Raw genomic sequence first — 19,335 nt, forward strand, 5'->3', positions numbered from 1 at the left:
GTCCCACAGGCCGTGCCCGCATCCACGCGGGGCGTTCCTGAGGCTAGGCTCGCGCACAACAGATGGACGGAACCTGGCTCGATCACTCGCGATGGCCGTCGGCGGGCCGGGTGCTCGCCGCGGTGTCGATCATGCCTGCCCTCGCGCTGGCGGGCTGGCTGCTCGCGGGGCTGCCCCTGCTCCTGCTCGGCTGGTTCCGCCCGCTGCCCATGCTGCTGTTCGGCGGAGCGCTCGCCGTCGCCCTGTGCGTGTACGGCGCGCGCCTCGAACGCGAGGATGACGCGGCCGACGCCACCGTCTGGCACGTCGCCGCCACCTGCGGCATCGCGGCCGCCTCGGCGGTGTTCAACGGCATCTTCCACAGCGAGCAGCTCGTCATACGCAGGGACCCCGCCACCTACGCCCAGTACGCCGTCTGGCTGGCCGACCACGGGTCCCTCCCGATCCCGTACGGCACGGCGGCGTTCGGCGGGCCCGATCCGGCGCTGGTCCCCAGCAGCGTGGGGGTCTACGACTACGGCGGCGCGATCGTGCCGCAGTTCATGCCCGGGGCGCCGATCGTCCAGGCCATCGGGCACTGGCTGGGAGGGGTCTCCGGCCTGCTGCTGGTGCCCCCCGTGCTCGGCGGCCTGGCCGTGCTCACCGTCGCCGGCGTCGTCGCCCGGCTGGTCGGGGCGCGCTGGGCCCCGCTCGCCGCGCTGGCCTTCGCGGTCGCGCTGCCGGTTCTCTACACCTCGCGCACCACGTTCAGCGAGATCCCGTCGCTGATCCTGATCTTCGGGGGCATCGCGCTCGCCCTCGACACCCGCGCCCGGCCGCGCGCGGCGGCGCTCGCCGGGCTGGTCTTCGGCCTGGCCGTCCTGGTGCGCATCGACGGCCTCAGGGACGTGCTCCCCGTGCTGGCCTACGCCGGGCTGCTGATCGCGCTGCGCCGCAGGCAGGGCCGGGGCGAGCGGTACGCGCGGATGGGCCTGCCGCTGCTCGGCGGCCTGGCCGTGGGCGTGGGGCTGGGCTTCCTGGCGGCGTACAGCCTGGCCAGGCCCTACCTTTCGTACCTGTCCGACTCGGTTCTTCCGCTGCTCGCCATCTGCGCGGTCGTTCTCGCGGCCACGGTGGCGGGCGCGGTCCTCGGGCCGAGGATCATCCCGGCCGGCTGGAAGGCGATGCGCGGCGGGCGGGCGGCGCGATGGCTGCCCGGCCTGGCGGCGGGCCTGGTGGTCCTGGTGACGCTCGGCCTGGCCGCACGTCCCTGGGTGCAGACCGTGCACCGTGTGGCCAAGGCCGAGGGCGACGTGCTCAACGCGAAGTTCATCGTGATGACGCAGCTGGCCAACGGGTTGCCGCCCGACCCGAGCCGTCTCTACTACGAGAACTCCCTCTACTGGGTGATCTGGTACGTCGGCGTCCCGGTCGTCGTGCTCGCCACGCTGGCGGCGGCGGTGCTGGCGCGGCGCATGGCGCTGGGCAGGGGGTTCGTCTGGCTGCTGCCGCTGGCGATCATCGGGTGGACGACGGTCACCACGCTCTGGCGTCCGGCCATCACGCCCGACCACCCCTTCGCGTCGCGGCGGCTCGTGCCGGTGATCGTCCCCGGCCTGATCCTGCTGGCGGTCTGGGGCCTGCGCTGGATGTGGGCCAGGGCGCGGCAGGCGGGGTACGGCCCGCGTGTCCAGCGGTCGCTCCTCGCGGCCGGCGGTGCGCTGGTGCTCCTCCCGGCCGTGGTCACCTCGATCGGCACGGCGTTCTCGCCCATCGAGCGGGGGGAGTCGGCGCAGGTCGCGAAGCTCTGCGAGGCGCTGCCCCGTGACGCCTCTGTCCTGATCGTCGAGCGTGTCACCGGCGAACGGTTCACCCAGGTCGTACGCGGCATGTGCCGCCTTCCCGTGGCCCAGGTGCGCCCCTCCGGCGAAGCGGGCGCCGCCGCGGGGGCGAACGCCGACATCAACCTCGCGGCGCCCGCCGACGTCACCCGCCTGGCCGGGCGCATCCGTTCCGCGGGCCGCAGCCCGGTCGTCCTCGCGGCCCAGCAGGCCCAGCTCGCCCCGTACGGCCCGGCCACACAGGTCGTGAAACTCCGCACGCGCCAGGACGAGCGCTCCCTGGTCGACCCCCCGAACGGCACATGGTCACTGACCATCGACGTCTGGATGGCCGTCCCCCCGACAAGTTGACCTTGAGCGTCGCCGATCGAGAGAGTGGACGCCATGGACGCGCCCGCGAACCCGCCTTTAGCCGAGGAGCTGTCGTTCGGAGGCGACCCCGACCGGGAGCCGTGGTTACGGACCTGGGTATCGGCCCACCGCAGGCTGCTGGCCGTGTGCGTGGCGGTGGTCGTCGCGATGGGGCTGGCAGGAGGCGGTGGCTGGTATCTGTACGACCGGTCACGCAAGCCCCTGCCGCCGCCGGACGGGCCCTGGCCCGAACAACTCGGCTTCGCGGTCGGCCTCTGCGGCAAGTGGTCACCATCCCCCGAATGCACACCGTCGGAGGAACTGGCCGCCAAAAAGCCGTCGGGGATCGAGGCCGCGCTGCGGGCCGTTCCCGAGATCGCCACGATCCGGTTCTCCGAGGAGCGGATTGTCTCCGGCGGCGAGCGGAACAAGTCCTTCTGGACGTCACGTGTCCTCAGCGGGACGCTCGATGCGCCCGACCAGACCTTCTACGTCAGCCTGGCGTACTTCGAAGGGACGGTGCGCACCCGCGACTACGCTCGCGTGGCCGCGCGGGTGAGATCCATCGAAGGGGTGAGTTATGTCAGGTCCCAGGCCACGTTCTGGGAGGGCAAGGCCGACGTGGCGATCGACCTCTGTTCGAAGGGCCCGGGGCTGGTGTGCACCGGCATCAAGGACCGATCGGTGACCGAGCCGCAGAAGCGGGCCATCGTCGACCGTCTCTGGGACATCCCCGGGGTGGAGAAGATCTACTTCGAGGACCGCGCTCACGCGAGGAAGATCCGCGAGCACTACGCCCCCGGAGACACGGGCCCGCGCGACCCGGGCATCGTGAGCATGGAAGACATGACGGAGTCGCTGTACGTCAAGCTCACCGACCGCCGGGCCGTCGAGGTCATCGGCGAGTCGATCAAGGACATGCCGGGGGTCCGGATGGTTCGCAGGATCGGTGAGCCGGGCGGCCGTTAGCCGTACGCGGGCAGCGGTTGACCGGGGGCGGCGCTGATCGGGAAAGTGGGGCGTATGGACTTACCGGCGGGGGGCACCGGAGCAGAGGAGCTGTCGTTCGGGGGCGATCCGGACCGGGATCCGCGGTTGCGCGCCTGGGTGTCGGCCCATCGCGGGCTGGTGGCCGCCGGTGTCGCCGTGCTCGTCCTGCTGGGCGTGCTCGCGGGCGGCGGCCGGTACCTTTATGACCAGTCCCGCAAGGCGCTTCCGCCCCCGGCCGGTCCCCTGCCCGAGCAACTTGGGTTCACGGTCACGTTGTGCGACTCCGACCTGCCCCGCCCCTGCGCGGAGGGGGTCTTCGAGATCGCGGATGACCCGGGGCGCGTCGAGGACGCCCTGCGTGCCATCCCGGAGGTGACCTCGGTCAGGTACCTCAGCAGGGAGGACGCCTACCAGATGTGGCGCCGGTCGTCGTCGCAGTTCCTGGAAGAGAAGTATCGGGTGGGGATCAAGCCGGAGTACTTCCAGAACTCGTTCAAGGGCACGTTGCGCCGCTCGGCGGACTATCCCCGGTTCGCCGAGCGGGTGAGGCCGCTCGCCGGGGTCCGCAATGTGTCGCGCTCCCCGACGACCTTCTGGAGGGACAAGGCCGACCTCGCCATCTACCTGTGCGGCGACGGCTTCCAGAAGGAGTGCGGGACCCTGGCGAACCGGCAGATGACCGAGGACCAGAAGCAGGCCATCGTCGACCGCATCCGCTCGGTCGACGGTGTGGAGAAGGTCTACTTCGAGGACCGGGCGCACGCGGTCATGCTCTTCAAGCACTACTTTCCCGAGACGAAGGGGCCGGCCGAGGGTGATGTGGTCGAGGCCTTCCACGTGAAGGGCCGGACCATCGAGGTCGCCGATCTGGTCCGCAGGGCGGTCAAGGGCATGCCGGGAGTCCTGGCGAGCGAGATGTACGGCGCGGAGTAGTGGCCGGGCGGGTGGGAAGAGTCCCAGGTGAGGAAGAGGTGGATTCGAAGGCGGGCTGGGCACTGTATCCTCGCCCGACGTGAGTGTGACCGAGACGCCTGAGACTGGATCCGCCGTGGAAGCGAAGCCGTACGTGACGATCGTCCTGCCCTGCTACAACGAGCAGGACCACGTCATCGAAGAGGTCGAGCGCATCTGCGGCGCCATGGACGTCAGCGGTTACACCTACGAACTGGTCGCCGTGGACGACCATTCCACCGACGAGACGCTCGCCCGCCTGCAGGAGGCCGCGCCCCGGTTTCCCAGCATGCGCATCGTGGCCTTCCACCGCAACGGCGGTTCTGGCACCGTGCGGCGCATCGGCACCCAGGACGCGCTCGGCGAGATCGTCGTGTGGACCGACGCCGACATGACCTACCCCAACGAGCGCATCCCCGAGCTCGTGCAGCTCCTGGAGAAGGACCCGACGATCGACCAGGTCGTCGGCGCCCGCACCAGCGAGCAGGGCTCGCACAAGATCCTCCGGGTGCCGGCCAAGTGGTTCATCCGCAAGGTGGCCGAGCGGCTGGCCGGTCAGGAGATCCCCGACCTGAACTCCGGCCTGCGGGCCTTCAGGAAGTCGGTCTCCCTGCCCTACCTCCGGCTGCTGCCCCCCGGTTTCTCCTGCGTGACGACGATCACGCTCGCGTTCCTGTCGAACCAGCACGACGTGCACTACATGCCCATCGAGTACAGCAAGCGGGCGGGCAAGTCGAAGTTCAGCTTCATCTCCGACGCCTACCGCTACATCCTGCAGGTGCTGCGGATGGTGATGTACTTCAACCCGCTCAAGGTGCTCATGCCGCCCGCGATCTGGCTGGTCGTGATCGGCCTGGGGAAGGGTGTCGTCGACATGTTCCGGCACCCGTTCTACTTCCCGGCGAGCACGGTCATGCTCTTCCTCTCCGGCCTGATCATCGGATCGCTGGCGCTGCTGGCCGACCTGATCGTCCGGTCCCGGGGCGCCTGACGTGCGGGTCGCCATCGTCGGGCCCGCCTACCCGTACAAGGGCGGCGGGGCGCAGCACACCACGGAGCTGGCGCACCGGCTGGCGGCCCTGGGCCACGACGCCGTGATCGAGTCCTGGCGCGCGCAGTATCCCTCCTTCCTGTATCCCGGGCAGCAGACGATCTCGGCGCCCGAGGGCCGGCCGTTCCCGGGCATCCGGCGCGACCTCGACTGGCGCCGTCCCGACGGGTGGGTGCGCTGCGGGCGGCGGCTGCGCCGCGCCGACCTCGTCGTGCTGACCCTGCTGAGCCCGGTGCAGGTGCCCGCCTACCTGGGCGTCCTGTACGGCCTGCGCCGCGGCACGCCCGTGGTCGCGCTCTGCCACAACGTGCTGCCGCACGAGCGCAAGCCGTACGACGCGCCGCTGGTGAAGGCGCTGCTGCGACGGGTCGACCGGGTGCTCGCGCACTCCGAGGAGCAGGCGGGGCTCGCCCGCGACCTGGCGTCCGCGCCGGTCCGGGTCGCCGCGCTGCCGCCGCACCTGCCCACGACGGCCGAGGCCAGACCCGGTGGGGGCGTGCGGCACCGGCTGCTGTTCTTCGGCATGGTCCGGCCGTACAAGGGGCTCGACCTGCTGCTGCGCGCGCTGGCGCGCGTTCCGGGCGTCTCGCTCACGGTCGCGGGTGAGTTCTGGGGCGGGCTGGACGAGACGCGCGCGCTGATCGCGGAGCTCGGGCTGGGCGAGCGGGTCGAGCTGCGGCCCGGGTACGTCCCGGCCGACGACCTGCCCGCGCTGTTCGGTGACGCCGACGCCCTCGTGCTGCCCTATCGCAGCGCCACGGCCAGCCAGAACGCCTGGCTCGGCCACGAGCACGGCCTGCCGGTGATCGCCACCCGTGTGGGCGCGCTGGCCGACCACGTCACCGACGGGGTCGACGGGCTGCTCGTCGAGCCGGGCTCGGCCGAGGCGCTCACCGAGGCGATCACCCGGTTCTACGCCGAGGGCGAGCCCGAGCGGCTGCGCCAGGGCGTGAAGGCCGTGGACCCCGACCCCTACTGGGCGACGTACGCCGAGGCCCTGCTGTCCGCGGAGGCCTGACGGCGCGCCAGCAGGAAGCCCAGCCCGGCCCACAGCACGTCGGCGAGGGTGAAGGCCAGCCTGGACACGATCGCGATGACCAGCGCGCGGGGAGCATCCAGCACGGGTGCGAGCACCAGCACCATGGCGCCCTCGCGGACCCCGATGCCGGCCGGGACGATCACGGTGAGCAGGCCGGTGACCCACGCGAGCGCGTACGCCCCGGCGGCGACCGCGAACAGCGACGGGCCGCCGGGTCGCATGTCGGTGAGCAGCAGCCAGATGTGCACGCCGTAGAACAGCCAGCCGATCATCGTCCAGGCGGTCGCGACGAGCATCGCCGGCCCGGACAGCACCCGGTCGAGCGGCTCCCTGCGCCCGATCCTCAGCACGAGGTTGAGCCCGAAGGTCAGCACTCGGGGATGCAGGCCGACGACGATGAGCGGGATCAGCAGCAGCAGGTACCACGTCTGCCTGGCCACCGCCTGTGAGGTGAGGGGCAGCGTCACCGCGGCGAGCGCGAGCGCGCAGCCGAGCGAGGTCACAAGGCCCACCACCGTCGCGCCGAACGTGCGGCGGGGCGGTGAGCCGTGGTCGCGGGCCAGCTCCATCATCGCGGCGAACGCCCACACCGAGCCGGGGACGTACTTGCCGAGCTGTCCCATGAACAGGACCTTGGCGGCGACGCCCAGCGGCAGCGGGGACCCGAACCCGGCCAATACGGCCCGCCAGGCCAGCAGCATGAACGCGAGGCCGATCAGGACGGCGGCGAGCGACCCGGCCACCGTCCACCACGACAGCCTGCTCAGCGCGGTTACGGAGTCGTTCCAGTTCCTGGAGAGACCGTAGGTCAGGAAGGCCAGGGCGAGTAGCGCCAGTCCCACCCGGAGCAGGGGACTCGACCGCAGGCGGCTCAGCATCCGCCCAGCGTACGACCACTCGTTACCGGCCGGTAGATCCTTTCCCGCCTCCTTACTCCACACGGTGCCGTCCATGGCCGGGCCGGGCGGACGAGTGCCGTGCACAGGGAGCAGAGGTCCCGAACCCACTACTCTTGGGCGGCGTGGGTAAGGAACGCGTGGCGCAGCTCGAGTACTCCGAGCTCCAGGCCGCGATGCTGGACGAGGCCAAGCGACGCCGCAAGGCCGCCAAGATCATCGCTGTGCTCGCGCACTTCCTGGGCCGCGATCCCGATTCCCCGGCGCTCGACGGGCTGACGGTCGCCGACATCGGGTGCTCGGCCGGGTTCATCGCCGACGAGCTGGCCTCCGCGGGCGCCCACCGGGCCTTCGGGGTGGACATCGACGTCCCCGGCCTGCGCAGGGCGGCCGAGCGCTTCGGCAAGCGGGTGGAGTTCGTCTGCGCCGACGGCACCGCGCTGCCCTTCCCCGACGGGTCGATGGACGTTCTTGTCTTCAACCACATCTACGAGCACGTGGTCGACCCCGACGCGGTCGTCAAGGAGATGCACCGGGTGCTCGCCGACGACGGCGTGCTGTACCTCGGCCTCGGCAACCGGCTCGGCGTGATGGAGCCGCACTACAAGCTGCCCTTCCTGTCGTACCTGCCGCCGTCGCTCGCCGACCGCTACGTGCGCGCGTCCGGCCGGGCCGACCACTACTACGAGCGGTTCCGCACACGGGGCGGGCTGCGCCGGATGCTCGGGGACTTCCACGTCTGGGACTATTCGTTCCCCGTGCTCGCCTCGCCGGAGCGGTTCGCCGGCACCGAGTTGTTCCCCGGCGCCGTCGGCCGCGCCGCCCAGGGCACGCTGGCGCGCACTCCTCGCACGGCGCTGCGGGCGCTGCTGCCGGTCGTGCCGACCTACCTGTGGGTCGCGACCAAGACCCCGCGCCGGCCCCTCGGCCCGTCCCTCCCGCAGCCTCCAGAGCCCGTACGCACGGTACGCACGGTACGCACGCCGTGACACGCAAGAAGCTCGTCAGGTTCGCGTTCCTGCTGGTCGCGCTGGGCTTCGGCGCCTGGGCCATCGCCGGGCGGTGGACCGAGGTGGCCGACGGCTTCACCAGGCTCTCCTGGCCGCTGCTCGCCGGGTCCCTCGTCGCCGTGCTGGCGGCCCTGACGGCGGGCATGATGATGTGGCGGGCGCTGCTGGCCGATCTCGGGTCGCCGCTGCGGTTCACCGACGCGGCCAAGGTGTTCTTCGTGGGCCAGCTCGGCAAGTACATCCCCGGGTCGCTCTGGCCGGTGCTCGCCCAGATGGAGATGGGCAAGGACCTCGGCGTCCCGCGCCCCCGCAGCGCCGCCGCCTTTTTCCTGACATATCCGATCTATCTGGTCAGCGGTCTCGCGGTGGCCCTCGTGACCCTGCCCGCGTTCGCCGGCGACTCGGTGGAGGGCTACGCGTGGATGCTCCTGCTGCTGCCCCTGCTGGTCGTCGGCCTGCATCCCCGCGTGGTCAACGCCGTCCTCGGCTTCGGGCTCAAGCTGATCAAGAGGCCCCCGCTGGAGCGCCCGCTGACCCGAAGGGGCGTGCTCACCTCGGTCGGATGGGCCTTCGCGGGTTGGGCGGCGTACGGGGTGCACCTGGCGCTGATCGTGGCCGGGCTGGGCGCCCCCGGGGCGAGGGCGCTGGTGCTGTCCCTCGGGGCGTTCGCGCTCGCCTGGTGCCTGGGCTTCATCGTCGTCATCGCTCCCGCCGGGGCGGGCGTGCGCGAGGTGGCCATGGTGGCGGCGCTCGCGCCGGTGCTCGACGGGGGCTCGACGATCGCGGCGGCGCTGTGCTCGCGGCTCGTCGTGTCGGCCGGAGACCTGGTCTGCGCCGGGCTCGCCGGCCTGGCCGCGCGCCGCGCGGAGGCCGTCCCCGCGACCGCTCGGAGAGACTGATGTTTCCCCATTGGTCGCCGGAGAGAAGGATGAAATGGCCTGTGATTTCTCTCACGGATTCGGGGAGCCTCGCAATAGAGTGAAGCTGATGGGGATCGGCGGCGACGGTGCCGGCGGCAGCCGGCGGACATTTCAGTGACCCTGCCGGTTCGCACGAGCAGGCGGCCTTCGCCCGCATCTGGTCTCCGTCCTTGACCGGCCCGGAGACTTGAGAGGAGCGATCGCTCTTGACGCCCCGAGTGCTCGTCGACGCCGCAGCGGTTCCCGCGGATCGCGGGGCCCTGATCCGCTATGTCGACGGTCTCCTTGCCGCTCTCGACCGAGCGGGCGCCGATCTCGCGGTGGTCTGCCAGCGAGCCGACGCCGAGCGATACGGGAAGATCGCCCCCTCCGCCCGCATCCTCGCCGGTCCTCCGGCGATCTCCAGCAGGGGCACCCGGCTCGTCTGGGAGCAGACCGGCATACCTGTGCTGGCCCGCCAGGTGGGGGCGCAGGTCATCCACGCCCCCTTCTACTCGATCCCGCTCCACTCAGGGCTGCCCACGGTGGCCACCGTGCACGACGTCACGTGGTTCACCGAGCCCGAGCAGCACAACACCGTCAGGGCCTCCTTCTTCCGCGCCGCCACCCGCACGGCCGTACGCAACTCCACGCGGGTGATCGTGCCGTCCAAGGCCACCCGCGACGAGCTCGTGCGGGTGCTCGCGGGCGACCCGACGCGCATCGACGTCGCCTACCACGGGGTCGACACCGGGCTGTTCCACCCGCCGTCCGAGCAGGAGATCAAGAGGACGGTCGGCCGCCTCGGCCTGCACGGCCGTCCCTATGTCGCCTTCCTCGGCGCCTTCGAGCCCCGTAAGAACGTTCCGAACCTCGTGAAGGGCTTCGGCCAGGCCGTCAGCCACCTGCCGTCGCCGCCGGCACTGGTGCTGGCCAGCGGGGCCGGCTGGAACGACGAGGTGAACGCCGCGATCAGCGAGCTTCCCGTCACCGTGCGGGTCGTCCGCCCCGGCTATCTGGCCTTCGCCGACCTGCCGGGGTTCCTCGGCGGCGCGGTCGTGGTGGCGTTCCCCTCGCGCGGCGAGGGGTTCGGCCTGCCCGTGCTGGAGGCCATGGCCTGCGGGGCGCCCGTGCTCACCACCCACCGCACGTCCCTGCCGGAGGTCGGCGGCGAGGCCGTCGCCTACACCGAGCCGGACGCCGAGAGCATCAGAGACGCCCTGAAGACGTTGCTGGAGTCGGAGGAGCGGCGCGCGTCACTCTCCGCGGCCGGTATCGCCCGTTCGCGGGAGTTCACGTGGGATGCGTCGGCCGAGGCGCATATGGTGTCCTACCAACGCGCGGTCGATCAGTGAGCTAGCCTCACGGTGTGACGGAGAGCTACTCGCCGGAGTCGGCGCACCTTGAGGCCATTCTCCTCGTCGGCGGCCAGGGCACCCGGCTCCGCCCTCTGACCTTGCGCACCCCCAAACCGTTGCTCCCGACGGCCGGCGTCCCGTTCCTCGCCCACCAGCTCGCGAGAGCCAGGTCGTTCGGCGTGCGGCGCATCGTCTTCGCCACCTCCTACCGCGCCTCGATGTTCGAGGAGGCGTTCGGTGACGGGTCGGCGTTCGGGCTCTCGCTCGAATACATGACCGAGGAGACCCCGCTCGGCACGGGTGGGGCGATCCGCAACGCCGCCGACGCGCTGACCTGCGGCCCCGACGCCCCGGTGCTCGTGCTCAACGGCGACATCCTGTCCGGGCACGACATCTCGGAGCAGGTCGGGCTGCACGTCTCGCGCGGGGCGGCCGTCACCCTCCACCTGACCGAGGTGGACGACCCGTCGCGGTTCGGGTGCGTGCCGAGCGACGCGGACGGCCGGGTCACCGCCTTCCTGGAGAAGACCCCGAACCCCGTGACGAACCGCATCAACGCCGGGTGCTACGTGTTCCAGCGGTCGTTCATCGACCAGATCCCCGCGGGCCAGGTCGTATCGGTCGAGCGCGAGACCTTCCCCGGCATGATCGCCGCAGGCGAGCTGGTGCTCGGGTACGCCGACCGGTCCTACTGGCTCGACGTGGGCACCCCCGCGGCCTTCGTCCAGGGGTCGTGCGATCTGGTGCTGGGCCGCCTGGCCTCTCCGGCTCTTCCCGGCCCCTGCGGGGAGTTCCTCGCGCTGCCGGAGGCCCGGGTCTCCCCGAGCGCCAAGGTCGCGGGCGGCACGGTCGTCGGTCCCCAGGCGGTCGTCGAGTCCGACGCCTCCGTACGGGGGAGCGTGCTGTACGCCGGGTGCGTGGTGGAGTCGGGTGCCACGGTGGTCGATTCCGTGGTGGGCGTGGGAGCCCGCGTCTGCTCGGGGGCGGTGCTGAGGAACGCCGTGATCGGCGACGGCGCCGTCGTCGGCCCCGGCAACGAGCTGCTGGCCGGCGCCCGCGTCTGGCCAGGGGTGACACTGCCCACGCGCGCGGTCCGCTTCTCCAGCGACATCTGATCGCCGTCGCTGTGGGCTCCAGACCACCCATAGCCTGACATCGTGCGAGAACGCAGGTGGCGCCCGGACGGGCCCCTCGACGTGGAGCGCACGCTGGCGCCGCATCGCCGTGGAAGCGGCGACCCCGCCTGGCAGGTCGCGCCCGACAGGGCGATCTGGCGCACCTGCCGCACGCCCGAGGGGGCGGGCACGCTCCGGGTCACGGTCCAGGCGCGCGAGGCCGTCGTGGTCGCCCAGGCGTGGGGTCCTGGGGCCGAGTGGATGCTGGAGACGCTGCCCCGGCTCCTCGGCGCGGACGACGAGGTCTCCGCCTTCCAGGGGCTGGTCGAGCGGCTGGGGCTCGAATGCCACCAGCTCATCCGGGAGCTGGCCTCGCGGCACGGGGGGCTGCGCGTCGGCCGTACGCTGCGGGTCTTCGAGGCGCTGGTGCCCGCGGTGCTGGAGCAGAAGGTCGTCGGCCGGGAGGCGTGGCGGGCGTGGCGGTGGCTCCTGCTGAAGCACGGCGAGCCCGCGCCGGGTCCGGCGCCCACGGCCATGCGGGTCTTCCCCGAGCCGGAGGTGTGGCGGAAGGTCCCCTCGTGGGACTGGCACCGCGCGGGGGCGGAGGCCGTACGGGCCAGGACGATCGTGAACGCGGCCCTGTACGCGGAGAAGCTGGAGGCGGCCGGGCCGTTGGAGGCCGACAGGCTGTTACGCGCGCTGCCCGGCATCGGGGTGTGGACGTCGGCGGAGACGCGGCAGCGGGCCCACGGCGACCCGGACGCCGTCTCGGTCGGTGACTACCACCTGCCCTCGCTGGTCGGGTGGTCGCTCACCGGCCGGAAGACCGACGACGCCGGGATGCTGGAGCTGCTCGCTCCCTACCTGGGGCACCGCCACCGGATCATCCGCCTGCTCGAACTTGGCGGGCGCAGGCCACCGGCACGCGGACCTCGGATGGCCGTTCGCGACTATCGAGCCTTCTGAGCGGCGGCTGCGGGGGGTACGAGCGCCGCTCGTCCGGGGCCGGCGGCGTGCTGGGCTTCCAGTCGCGGCCGTCACGCGAGTCGGCGCCGAAGAACGGGGCGAGCAGGGCCGCCGCGGCGATGAAGGCGAGAACCATCCAGGACATCGGGGTCTCCTTGGAGGATGCGGAGGAGTGACCCTGTAAGTGTGTTCCTCTGCATATGTTTACGTCTATCGAGAATTCGTGACTCCTACACTTAAGGATCGCTAAAGACGGATTGATCTACGGGACCCCGCCCGCGTGCCGGGCCCGGGCGGTTCCGTACTGTGCGTTCCATGGACGTGAACCCCACAGACGCCGCGATGCGGCGGGCGCTGGCCAGGGCCAGGGACGGCAAGGCGCTCGACGTGACGGAGGCCACGGTTCTGTTGCATGCCCGGGGAGCCGACCTGGACCGGCTCCTCGAATACGCCGGCCGCGTGCGGGACGCGGGGCTGGCCTCGGTGGGACGGGAGGGGGTCGTCACCTACAGCCGCAAGGTCTTCATCCCCCTGACCAGGCTGTGCCGCGACCGGTGCGGCTACTGCACGTTCGCCACGGCGCCCGGCAAGCTCCCCGCCGCCTTCCTCAGCCCCGACGAGGTGCTGGACATCGCCCGCAAGGGCGCCGCCATGGGGTGCAAGGAGGCCCTGTTCACGCTGGGCGACCGCCCCGAGGACCGCTGGCACCAGGCCAAAGAGTGGCTGGACGCCCACGGGTACGATGACACGCTGTCCTACGTGCGCGCGATGGCGATCCGCGTCCTGGAGGAGACGGGGCTGCTCCCGCACCTCAACCCGGGCGTCATGACCTGGCGCGACCTGCAGCGGCTCAAGCCGGTGGCCCCGTCCATGGGCATGATGCTTGAGACGACCTCCCGGCGGCTGTTCGAGGAGAAGGGCGAGGCCCACTACGGCTCGCCCGACAAGGACCCGGCCGTACGGCTGCGCGTGCTGGAGGACGCCGGCCGCACCAACGTGCCGTTCACCACGGGCGTCCTGATCGGCATCGGCGAGACCGTCGCCGATCGCGCCGAGTCGATCTTCGCCATCCGGAAGGTCTCCCGCGAGTACGGGGCCGTGCAGGAAGTCATCGTGCAGAACTTCCGCGCCAAGCCGGACACGGCCATGCGCGGCATGCCCGACGCCGACCTGCACGAGCTGGCCGCGACGATCGCGGTCACCCGGCTCGTGCTCGGCACCAAGACCCGCGTCCAGGCGCCCCCGAACCTCATCGGCGACGAGTACGGCCTGATGATCAGGGCCGGCATCGACGACTGGGGCGGGGTCTCGCCGCTGACCCCCGACCACGTGAACCCCGAGCGCCCCTGGCCGCAGATCGAGGAGCTCGCCGCCCGCACGGCCGAGGCCGGGTTCACGCTCAAGGAGCGGCTCACGATCTACCCGGAGTACGTCCTGGCGGGGGAGCCGTGGCTGGACCCGCGCCTGCGCGGCCACGTGGACGCGCTGGCCGACCCGGAGACCGGCCTGGCGCTGGACACCGTCCCCACCGGCCGGCCGTGGCAGGAGCCCGACGGCGGGTTCGCCTCGACGGGCCGTACGGACCTGCACGTGGAGGTGGACTCCACGGGCCGCTCGCAGGACAGGCGCGACGACTTCGACAACGTCTACGGTGACTGGGACGCCCTGCGCGAGCGGACGCCCGCCCCTGACGGCGCGCCGGCGACCGCGATCGGCGCCGACATGCGGGAGGCGCTGCGCCGGGCCGCCTCTGACCCCGCGCGGCTCACCGACGCCCAGGCCCTCACCCTGCTGAGCGCCGACGGGGCCGACCTGGAAGAGCTGTGCCGGGTCGCGGACGACCTGCGCAGGCAGGCCGTGGGCGACGACGTGACCTACGTCGTGAACCGCAACATCAACTTCACCAACGTCTGCTACACCGGCTGCCGCTTCTGCGCGTTCGCGCAGCGGCGTACCGACGCCGACGCCTACACCCTGTCCCTGGACCAGGTCGCCGACCGGGCGGCCGAGGCGTGGGAGGCGGGGGCGACCGAGGTCTGCATGCAGGGCGGCATCCACCCCGACCTGCCCGGCACGGCGTACTTCGACATCGCCAAGGCGGTGAAGGCCAGGTGCCCGGAGATGCACGTCCACGCCTTCTCGCCGATGGAGGTCATGAACGGCGCCAGCCGCACCAACATGTCGATCCACGACTGGCTGGTGGCGGCGAAGGAGTCGGGGGTCGACTCGCTGCCGGGCACCGCGGCCGAGATCCTCGACGACGACGTGCGCTGGGTGCTGACCAAGGGCAAGCTCCCCACCAGGGAGTGGGTGGACGTCATCACCACCGCCCACCGCGTGGGCATCCCGACGACCTCGACGATGATGTACGGCCATGTGGACACGCCCGCGCACTGGGTGGCGCACATCCGGCTGATCCGTCGCATCCAGGAGGAGACCGGCGGCTTCTCGGAGTTCGTGCTGCTGCCGTTCGTCCACCACAGCGCGCCGATCTACCTGGCGGGCATCGCCCGGCCGGGCCCGACCCCCAGGGAGAACCGCGCCGTGCACGCGCTCGCGCGGATCATGCTGCACGGCGCGATCGACAACATCCAGTGCTCGTGGGTGAAGCTCCAGGACGAGTTGTGCAGGGCCGTGCTGACGGGCGGCGTGAACGACCTGGGCGGCACGCTGATGGAGGAGACGATCAGCCGCATGGCCGGGTCGGAGAACGGGTCGTACAAGACCATCACCGAGATCGCCGCGATGGTGGAGCCTACGGGGCGCCCGCTGCGCCAGCGCGTCACCGGGTACGGCCGGCCGTCCGAGGAGCGCGCCGCGGCGGCGAGGGCCAGTGACGGCGTCTGCCGCAGCGTGCGGAGGACCGTCCCGCTGCTGGCGCCGTAGTCGCGGTCCCGTCCGAAGGAAGGCTTATCAGACACGCTTATAACAAGTTCTACATTTCCACCTTAGGGATACTTGCGCTGTCTACGGTGTCCGTTGGGAGAATCGTCCGACTCCTCCCCTGTAACGAGAGACACGTAACAAGAGACACCGAGAGGCGAACCCGTGGCGTCTGGTCGACCCGGTGGACACGGTCGGCACCGCGCGGAACCGGTCTTCGAGCCTCCGCGCCGGCGGACCGGGCGCCGCGGCGTGCTCGCGGCGGCCATCGTCGTCGTCCTGGTCGCCGGGGTGCTCTTTCTGGCCGGCCGGGGCGGCGCGGGCTCGTGCTCGTCCCGCGATCCGGTGCTCGTCGGCGTGGACGCGGCGGTGGACATCGCCCCGGTCGTCATGGAGGCCGCCGGGCGCTTCAACGCGACCAGGGCCGGCGTGGACGGGCGCTGCGTGCTCGTGCAGGTCACCGAGCAGTCCCCGGCGCCGGTCCTGCGCACCTTGATCGGCGACCGCGCCGGGGTGCTCGCCCAGCGGCCCGACGCCTGGATCGCCGACTCCTCCGCGTGGGTACGGCTCGCGCGCAAGCAGGGCGCGCCCAGCCTCGCGCCCAGCGAGACCGTGGTGGCCACCTCGCCGCTGGTGTTCGCGACCAGGGGCACCCTGGCCCAGCGGTTCGCCACCAGGAACACCGAGATGAGCTGGGAGATGGTCTTCCCTGCCACGGCGAGAGGACGGCTCCAGCCCACCGCGGACGAGCCGGACATCGTCCGCATCCCGGACCCCTCGGTGGCGGGCGCCGGCATCGCCACGGTGGCCGCCGCCAGGGACATCGCGGGCGAGGGCGGCAAGGGCGACAAGGAGCTCACCGCCTTCGTCCGCATGGCGCAGGCGGGCTCGGCCCCGGACTACCGCTCGATGCTCGCCGCCGTGGACGACCGCTCGTTCTGGCAGCGGCCGGTCGTCGTTGTGCCCGAGCAGTCGGTGTGGCTGCACAACCGGACGCCCTCCGCCGACCCCGTGGTGGCGCTCACCCCCAAAGAGGGCACGATCATCCTCGACTACCCGTACGTGGTCACCTCCGAGGACCCCGCGGACGCGGCCGGCGCGCGGCTCTTCGGGAACTGGCTGACCTCCGCGGAGGTGAGGGCGGCGGTGCGCCGCGACGGGTTCCGGCTCCCCGACGGCCCCGACGGCATGGACGCGCCGCCGGACGCGGGACCGGGGATCCCGTCCGGCCGGCCGAGGCCGCGCCCGTCCATCACGCCCCTGGTGATCGACGAGGCCCTGGACGCGTGGAGCCGCCTCGCGCCGCCGAGCAACATCCTGGTGCTGGCCGACGCCGCCGGGCACATGGCCGAGCCCATCTCCGGCGACAAGGGCGACACCCCGCTGTCGGTGGCGCTGGAGGCCACCCACCTCGGGCTCCAGCTCTTCCCCGGCTCCACCCGGATGGGCCTGTGGGAGTTCGCGGACGGGCTGGGCGGCGGCAAGGGGTACCGCTCGCTGGTGCGACTCGGGCCGATCACCCAGCCGGACGGCGAGGGCGACCAGTTCACCAGGCAGAGCCGCCTGGACGGCTTCACCCGGACGCTGCGAGCGTACAAGGGCCGGGACAGCTCGCTCTACGACGCGATCCTGGCCGGGTTCCGCGAGGTGACCGGCAAGTACGACCCCGCGATGAACAACTCTCTCCTGATCATCACGGCCGGCAGGGACGACGGCAAAGGGCTCTCCCGGCAGGCCCTGGTGGACAGGCTGCGCAAGGACTGGGATCCCGACCACCCCGTGCAGATCATCGTGCTGGCCTTCGGCAAGAGCGTCGACCGCGCCGCCCTGGGCGAGATCACCTCGATCACCAACGGGTCCCTGCACGTGGCCACCGGGCCCGGCGAGATCATCGACGTGTTCCTGAGCGCCCTGGCCCGCCGCCTGTGCCACCCCACCTGCGTCAAGCCCGGCTGAGGCCCCAGGTCGCGCGTCAGCCGCGCAGGTAGGTGACCACCGCCAGGACACGGCGGTGGTCGTCCTCTGCGGGCGGCAGGTCGAGCTTGGCCAGGATGTTCCCGATGTGCTTGCCGACGGCGGCCTCGGACACCACCAGCGCCCGGGCGATCGCGGTGTTCGACCGGCCCTCCGCCATGAGGGCGAGCACCTCGCGCTCTCTCGGGCTGAGGCGCTCCAGCGGGTCGCGGCGCCGGCGCAGCAGCTGCCTGACCACCTCGGGGTCGACGACCGTCCCGCCCTCGACGACGGTGTGGAGCGCGTCGACGAACTCCTCGACGTCGCCGATGCGGTCCTTGAGCAGGTAGCCGACTCCGGTGCCGTCTCCGGAGTCGAGGAGCTCGGAGGCGTAGGTCTGCTCGACGTACTGGCTCAGGACCAGGACGGCGAGCCCCGGGTCGGCCGCGCGCAGCGTGACGGCGGCCCGCAGGCCCTCCTCGGAGAACCCAGGCGGCATCCGGACATCCGTCACGACGATGTCGGGGGCGTGCTCGGCGACGGCGGCGAGCAGGGCGCCGGCGTCGCCGACGGACGCGACCACCTGGTGGCCGAACCGCGCCAGCAGCCCGGACAGCCCCTCGCGCAGCAGCACGCCGTCCTCGGCGATGACTATCTTGAGTGGGCGATGGGCGCGCAAGGGATCTCCACACGTAACAGGGTCGGGCCGCCGGGAGGGCTCGAGAGCATCAGTCTGCCGTCCACCACGGAGACGCGGTCGGCCAGGCCGGCCAGCCCCGTGCCCGCCGAGGCGTCGGCGCCGCCCACGCCGTCGTCCCTGATCTCCACGACGAGCCGGTCGTCGCGGAAGCGGCCCTCGACCGTGGCGCGTGTCGCCCGGCTGTGCCTGGCGACGTTGGCCAGCGCCTCGCAGACCACGAAGTAGGCGACGGACTCGATGGCCGAGGGCAGCCGCTCGGAGCACTCCACGGAGACCTCGACGGGCACGGGGGACCGGTCGGCGACGTCGGCCACCGCCGCCGGCAGGCCCCGGTCGGTCAGGATGCGGGGGTGGATGCCCCTGATCAGGTCGCGGATCTCGGCCAGGGCGAGCTTCGCCTGCTCGTGGGCCTCGCCGACCAGCTCAGCCGTCTCCTCGGCGCGCGTGACCCTGGCCAGGCCGAGCGTCATGGTCAGCGCCACCAGCCGTTGCTGGGCGCCGTCATGCAGGTCGCGCTCGATGCGCCGCCGCTCGGCCTCGAACGCCTCCAGCAGCCGGGTGCGAGATCGGGTCAGCTCGGCCAGCCGCTCGCCCGACTCGTCGTCACGCGGGGCGAGCAGGAGCCTCGCCAGCATGGCGTGGGCCATCGCGAGCGCGGTCAGCGGGTACGCCGCGACGGCCAGCGCGACCACCCCCAGCGCCGCCACCAGGAGCGCTTGGGGAAGGGTGTCGACCCGCCAGGCCTTGAGAACGTTGATCTGGTCGCCCTCGACGAGGGCGAGCGGAGTGCTGATCATCACGACCGGCACCACCAGGCCGTACAGGATGATGGCGAGCTCGACGGGCCACAGCACGGTGACCAGCAGGCCGGTGTAGGCGAGCTCACGCCACGTGGCCTGCTCCTTGAAGCGCAGCTCCACCCACGCGCGAAGCCCCGGCCGGTCGGGCTCGCGATGCGGGGAGACGACCGGATCGTGGTCGACCAGGCGCAGGCGCGCGCGCTCCAGCGCGGCGACGGGAACGCCGCCGAGCCCCATCGCCAGCACGATCGGAATGCCGACCAGCACCAGCGTCATCACCGCACCGGTGAGCAGGAAGGCCAGGAACAGCACCAGCACCACCGCGCCGACGCACACACCCGAGATCAGGTAGAGCATCGCGCGCCATGGCCATGACGACAGGAGCAGATCTCGCCGGGTGAGGGCCCGCCAGGCCTGTCGTGGACGCACCCCTCGACCTTATGGGCAGCTCAGAGCGCTTCCCCAGGGGCTCTGGACTACTTGCGAGGTAGGGCCAAGCCTACCTCGAAGACTAGGTTCTCTGTCCCTGCGCCCGGAAAGGCGCCGCCGGTCT

The 19,335-nt window shown here is 71.9% G+C and carries 15 protein-coding genes; 12 read left to right on the forward strand and 3 right to left on the reverse strand.

The window, feature by feature from the left end:
* Positions 1-62 precede the first annotated feature (62 nt).
* The 5 genes from OG589_RS43820 (at position 63) to OG589_RS43840 (ending at position 6,181) form a co-directional block, all read left to right on the forward strand.
* Positions 63-2,171, forward strand: coding sequence for a hypothetical protein (locus OG589_RS43820; protein ID WP_405144848.1), 2,109 nt, complete (start codon positions 63-65; stop codon positions 2,169-2,171).
* Between the two features lie 33 nt (positions 2,172-2,204).
* Entirely contained in the window at positions 2,205-3,140 is a 936-nt protein-coding gene (locus OG589_RS43825; RefSeq protein ID WP_405144849.1) for a permease-like cell division protein FtsX, read from the forward strand.
* A gap of 54 nt (positions 3,141-3,194) precedes the next feature.
* Positions 3,195-4,094 (forward strand): permease-like cell division protein FtsX, encoded by a 900-nt coding sequence (locus OG589_RS43830; protein ID WP_405144850.1) that lies wholly within the window; start codon positions 3,195-3,197, stop codon positions 4,092-4,094.
* A gap of 115 nt (positions 4,095-4,209) precedes the next feature.
* On the forward strand, positions 4,210-5,103 hold the full coding sequence (locus OG589_RS43835; RefSeq protein ID WP_405144851.1) for a glycosyltransferase family 2 protein: 894 nt from the start codon (positions 4,210-4,212) through the stop codon (positions 5,101-5,103).
* A 1-nt stretch (position 5,104) separates the two neighbouring features.
* Complete coding sequence (locus OG589_RS43840) at positions 5,105-6,181, forward strand: glycosyltransferase family 4 protein (RefSeq protein ID WP_405144852.1); 1,077 nt, start codon at positions 5,105-5,107, stop codon at positions 6,179-6,181.
* Here OG589_RS43840 and OG589_RS43845 read toward each other — a convergent pair.
* A complete protein-coding gene (locus OG589_RS43845) occupies positions 6,136-7,080 on the reverse strand; it encodes a lysylphosphatidylglycerol synthase domain-containing protein (protein WP_405144853.1) in 945 nt (314 codons plus the stop codon). The two genes, OG589_RS43840 and OG589_RS43845, sit on opposite strands and share 46 nt — an antisense overlap.
* 143 nt (positions 7,081-7,223) lie before the next feature.
* On the opposite strand from OG589_RS43845, the gene OG589_RS43850 reads away from it, so the two are divergent.
* The 7 genes from OG589_RS43850 to OG589_RS43880 all read left to right on the forward strand — a co-directional run bounded on the left by OG589_RS43850 (position 7,224) and on the right by OG589_RS43880 (position 17,285).
* On the forward strand, positions 7,224-8,087 hold the full coding sequence (locus OG589_RS43850; RefSeq protein WP_405144854.1) for a methyltransferase domain-containing protein: 864 nt from the start codon (positions 7,224-7,226) through the stop codon (positions 8,085-8,087).
* Entirely contained in the window at positions 8,084-9,007 is a 924-nt protein-coding gene (locus OG589_RS43855; protein ID WP_405144855.1) for a lysylphosphatidylglycerol synthase transmembrane domain-containing protein, read from the forward strand. Before OG589_RS43850 ends, OG589_RS43855 begins: the two co-directional genes overlap by 4 nt.
* Positions 9,008-9,234: 227 nt before the next feature.
* Complete coding sequence (locus OG589_RS43860) at positions 9,235-10,362, forward strand: glycosyltransferase family 4 protein (protein ID WP_405144856.1); 1,128 nt, start codon at positions 9,235-9,237, stop codon at positions 10,360-10,362.
* Between the two features lie 14 nt (positions 10,363-10,376).
* The gene (locus OG589_RS43865) at positions 10,377-11,480 is read left to right on the forward strand and encodes a sugar phosphate nucleotidyltransferase (RefSeq protein WP_405144857.1); all 1,104 of its coding nucleotides are present in this window, start codon (positions 10,377-10,379) and stop codon (positions 11,478-11,480) included.
* Positions 11,481-11,522: 42 nt separating this feature from the next.
* Positions 11,523-12,446: a DNA-3-methyladenine glycosylase family protein gene (locus OG589_RS43870; protein ID WP_405144858.1), complete on the forward strand. Its 924-nt coding sequence runs from the start codon at positions 11,523-11,525 to the stop codon at positions 12,444-12,446.
* Positions 12,447-12,761: 315 nt separating this feature from the next.
* Positions 12,762-15,332, forward strand: coding sequence for a bifunctional FO biosynthesis protein CofGH (locus OG589_RS43875; RefSeq protein ID WP_405144859.1), 2,571 nt, complete (start codon positions 12,762-12,764; stop codon positions 15,330-15,332).
* Positions 15,333-15,494: 162 nt separating this feature from the next.
* Positions 15,495-17,285 carry a substrate-binding and VWA domain-containing protein gene (locus tag OG589_RS43880; protein WP_405144860.1) on the forward strand — a complete coding sequence of 597 codons (1,791 nt, stop codon included), beginning with the start codon at positions 15,495-15,497 and terminating at the stop codon, positions 17,283-17,285.
* A gap of 16 nt (positions 17,286-17,301) precedes the next feature.
* Here OG589_RS43880 and OG589_RS43885 read toward each other — a convergent pair whose 3' ends face one another.
* Both OG589_RS43885 and OG589_RS43890 read right to left on the reverse strand, forming a co-directional pair.
* The gene (locus OG589_RS43885) at positions 17,302-17,961 is read right to left on the reverse strand and encodes a response regulator (RefSeq protein ID WP_405144861.1); all 660 of its coding nucleotides are present in this window, start codon (positions 17,959-17,961) and stop codon (positions 17,302-17,304) included.
* The gene (locus OG589_RS43890) at positions 17,934-19,211 is read right to left on the reverse strand and encodes a sensor histidine kinase (protein WP_405144862.1); all 1,278 of its coding nucleotides are present in this window, start codon (positions 19,209-19,211) and stop codon (positions 17,934-17,936) included. Before OG589_RS43890 ends, OG589_RS43885 begins: the two co-directional genes overlap by 28 nt.
* Positions 19,212-19,335: the final 124 nt, after the last annotated feature.

It is taken from the genome of Sphaerisporangium sp. NBC_01403 (assembly GCF_045040145.1).
GTDB lineage: Bacteria > Actinomycetota > Actinomycetes > Streptosporangiales > Streptosporangiaceae > Sphaerisporangium > Sphaerisporangium viridialbum.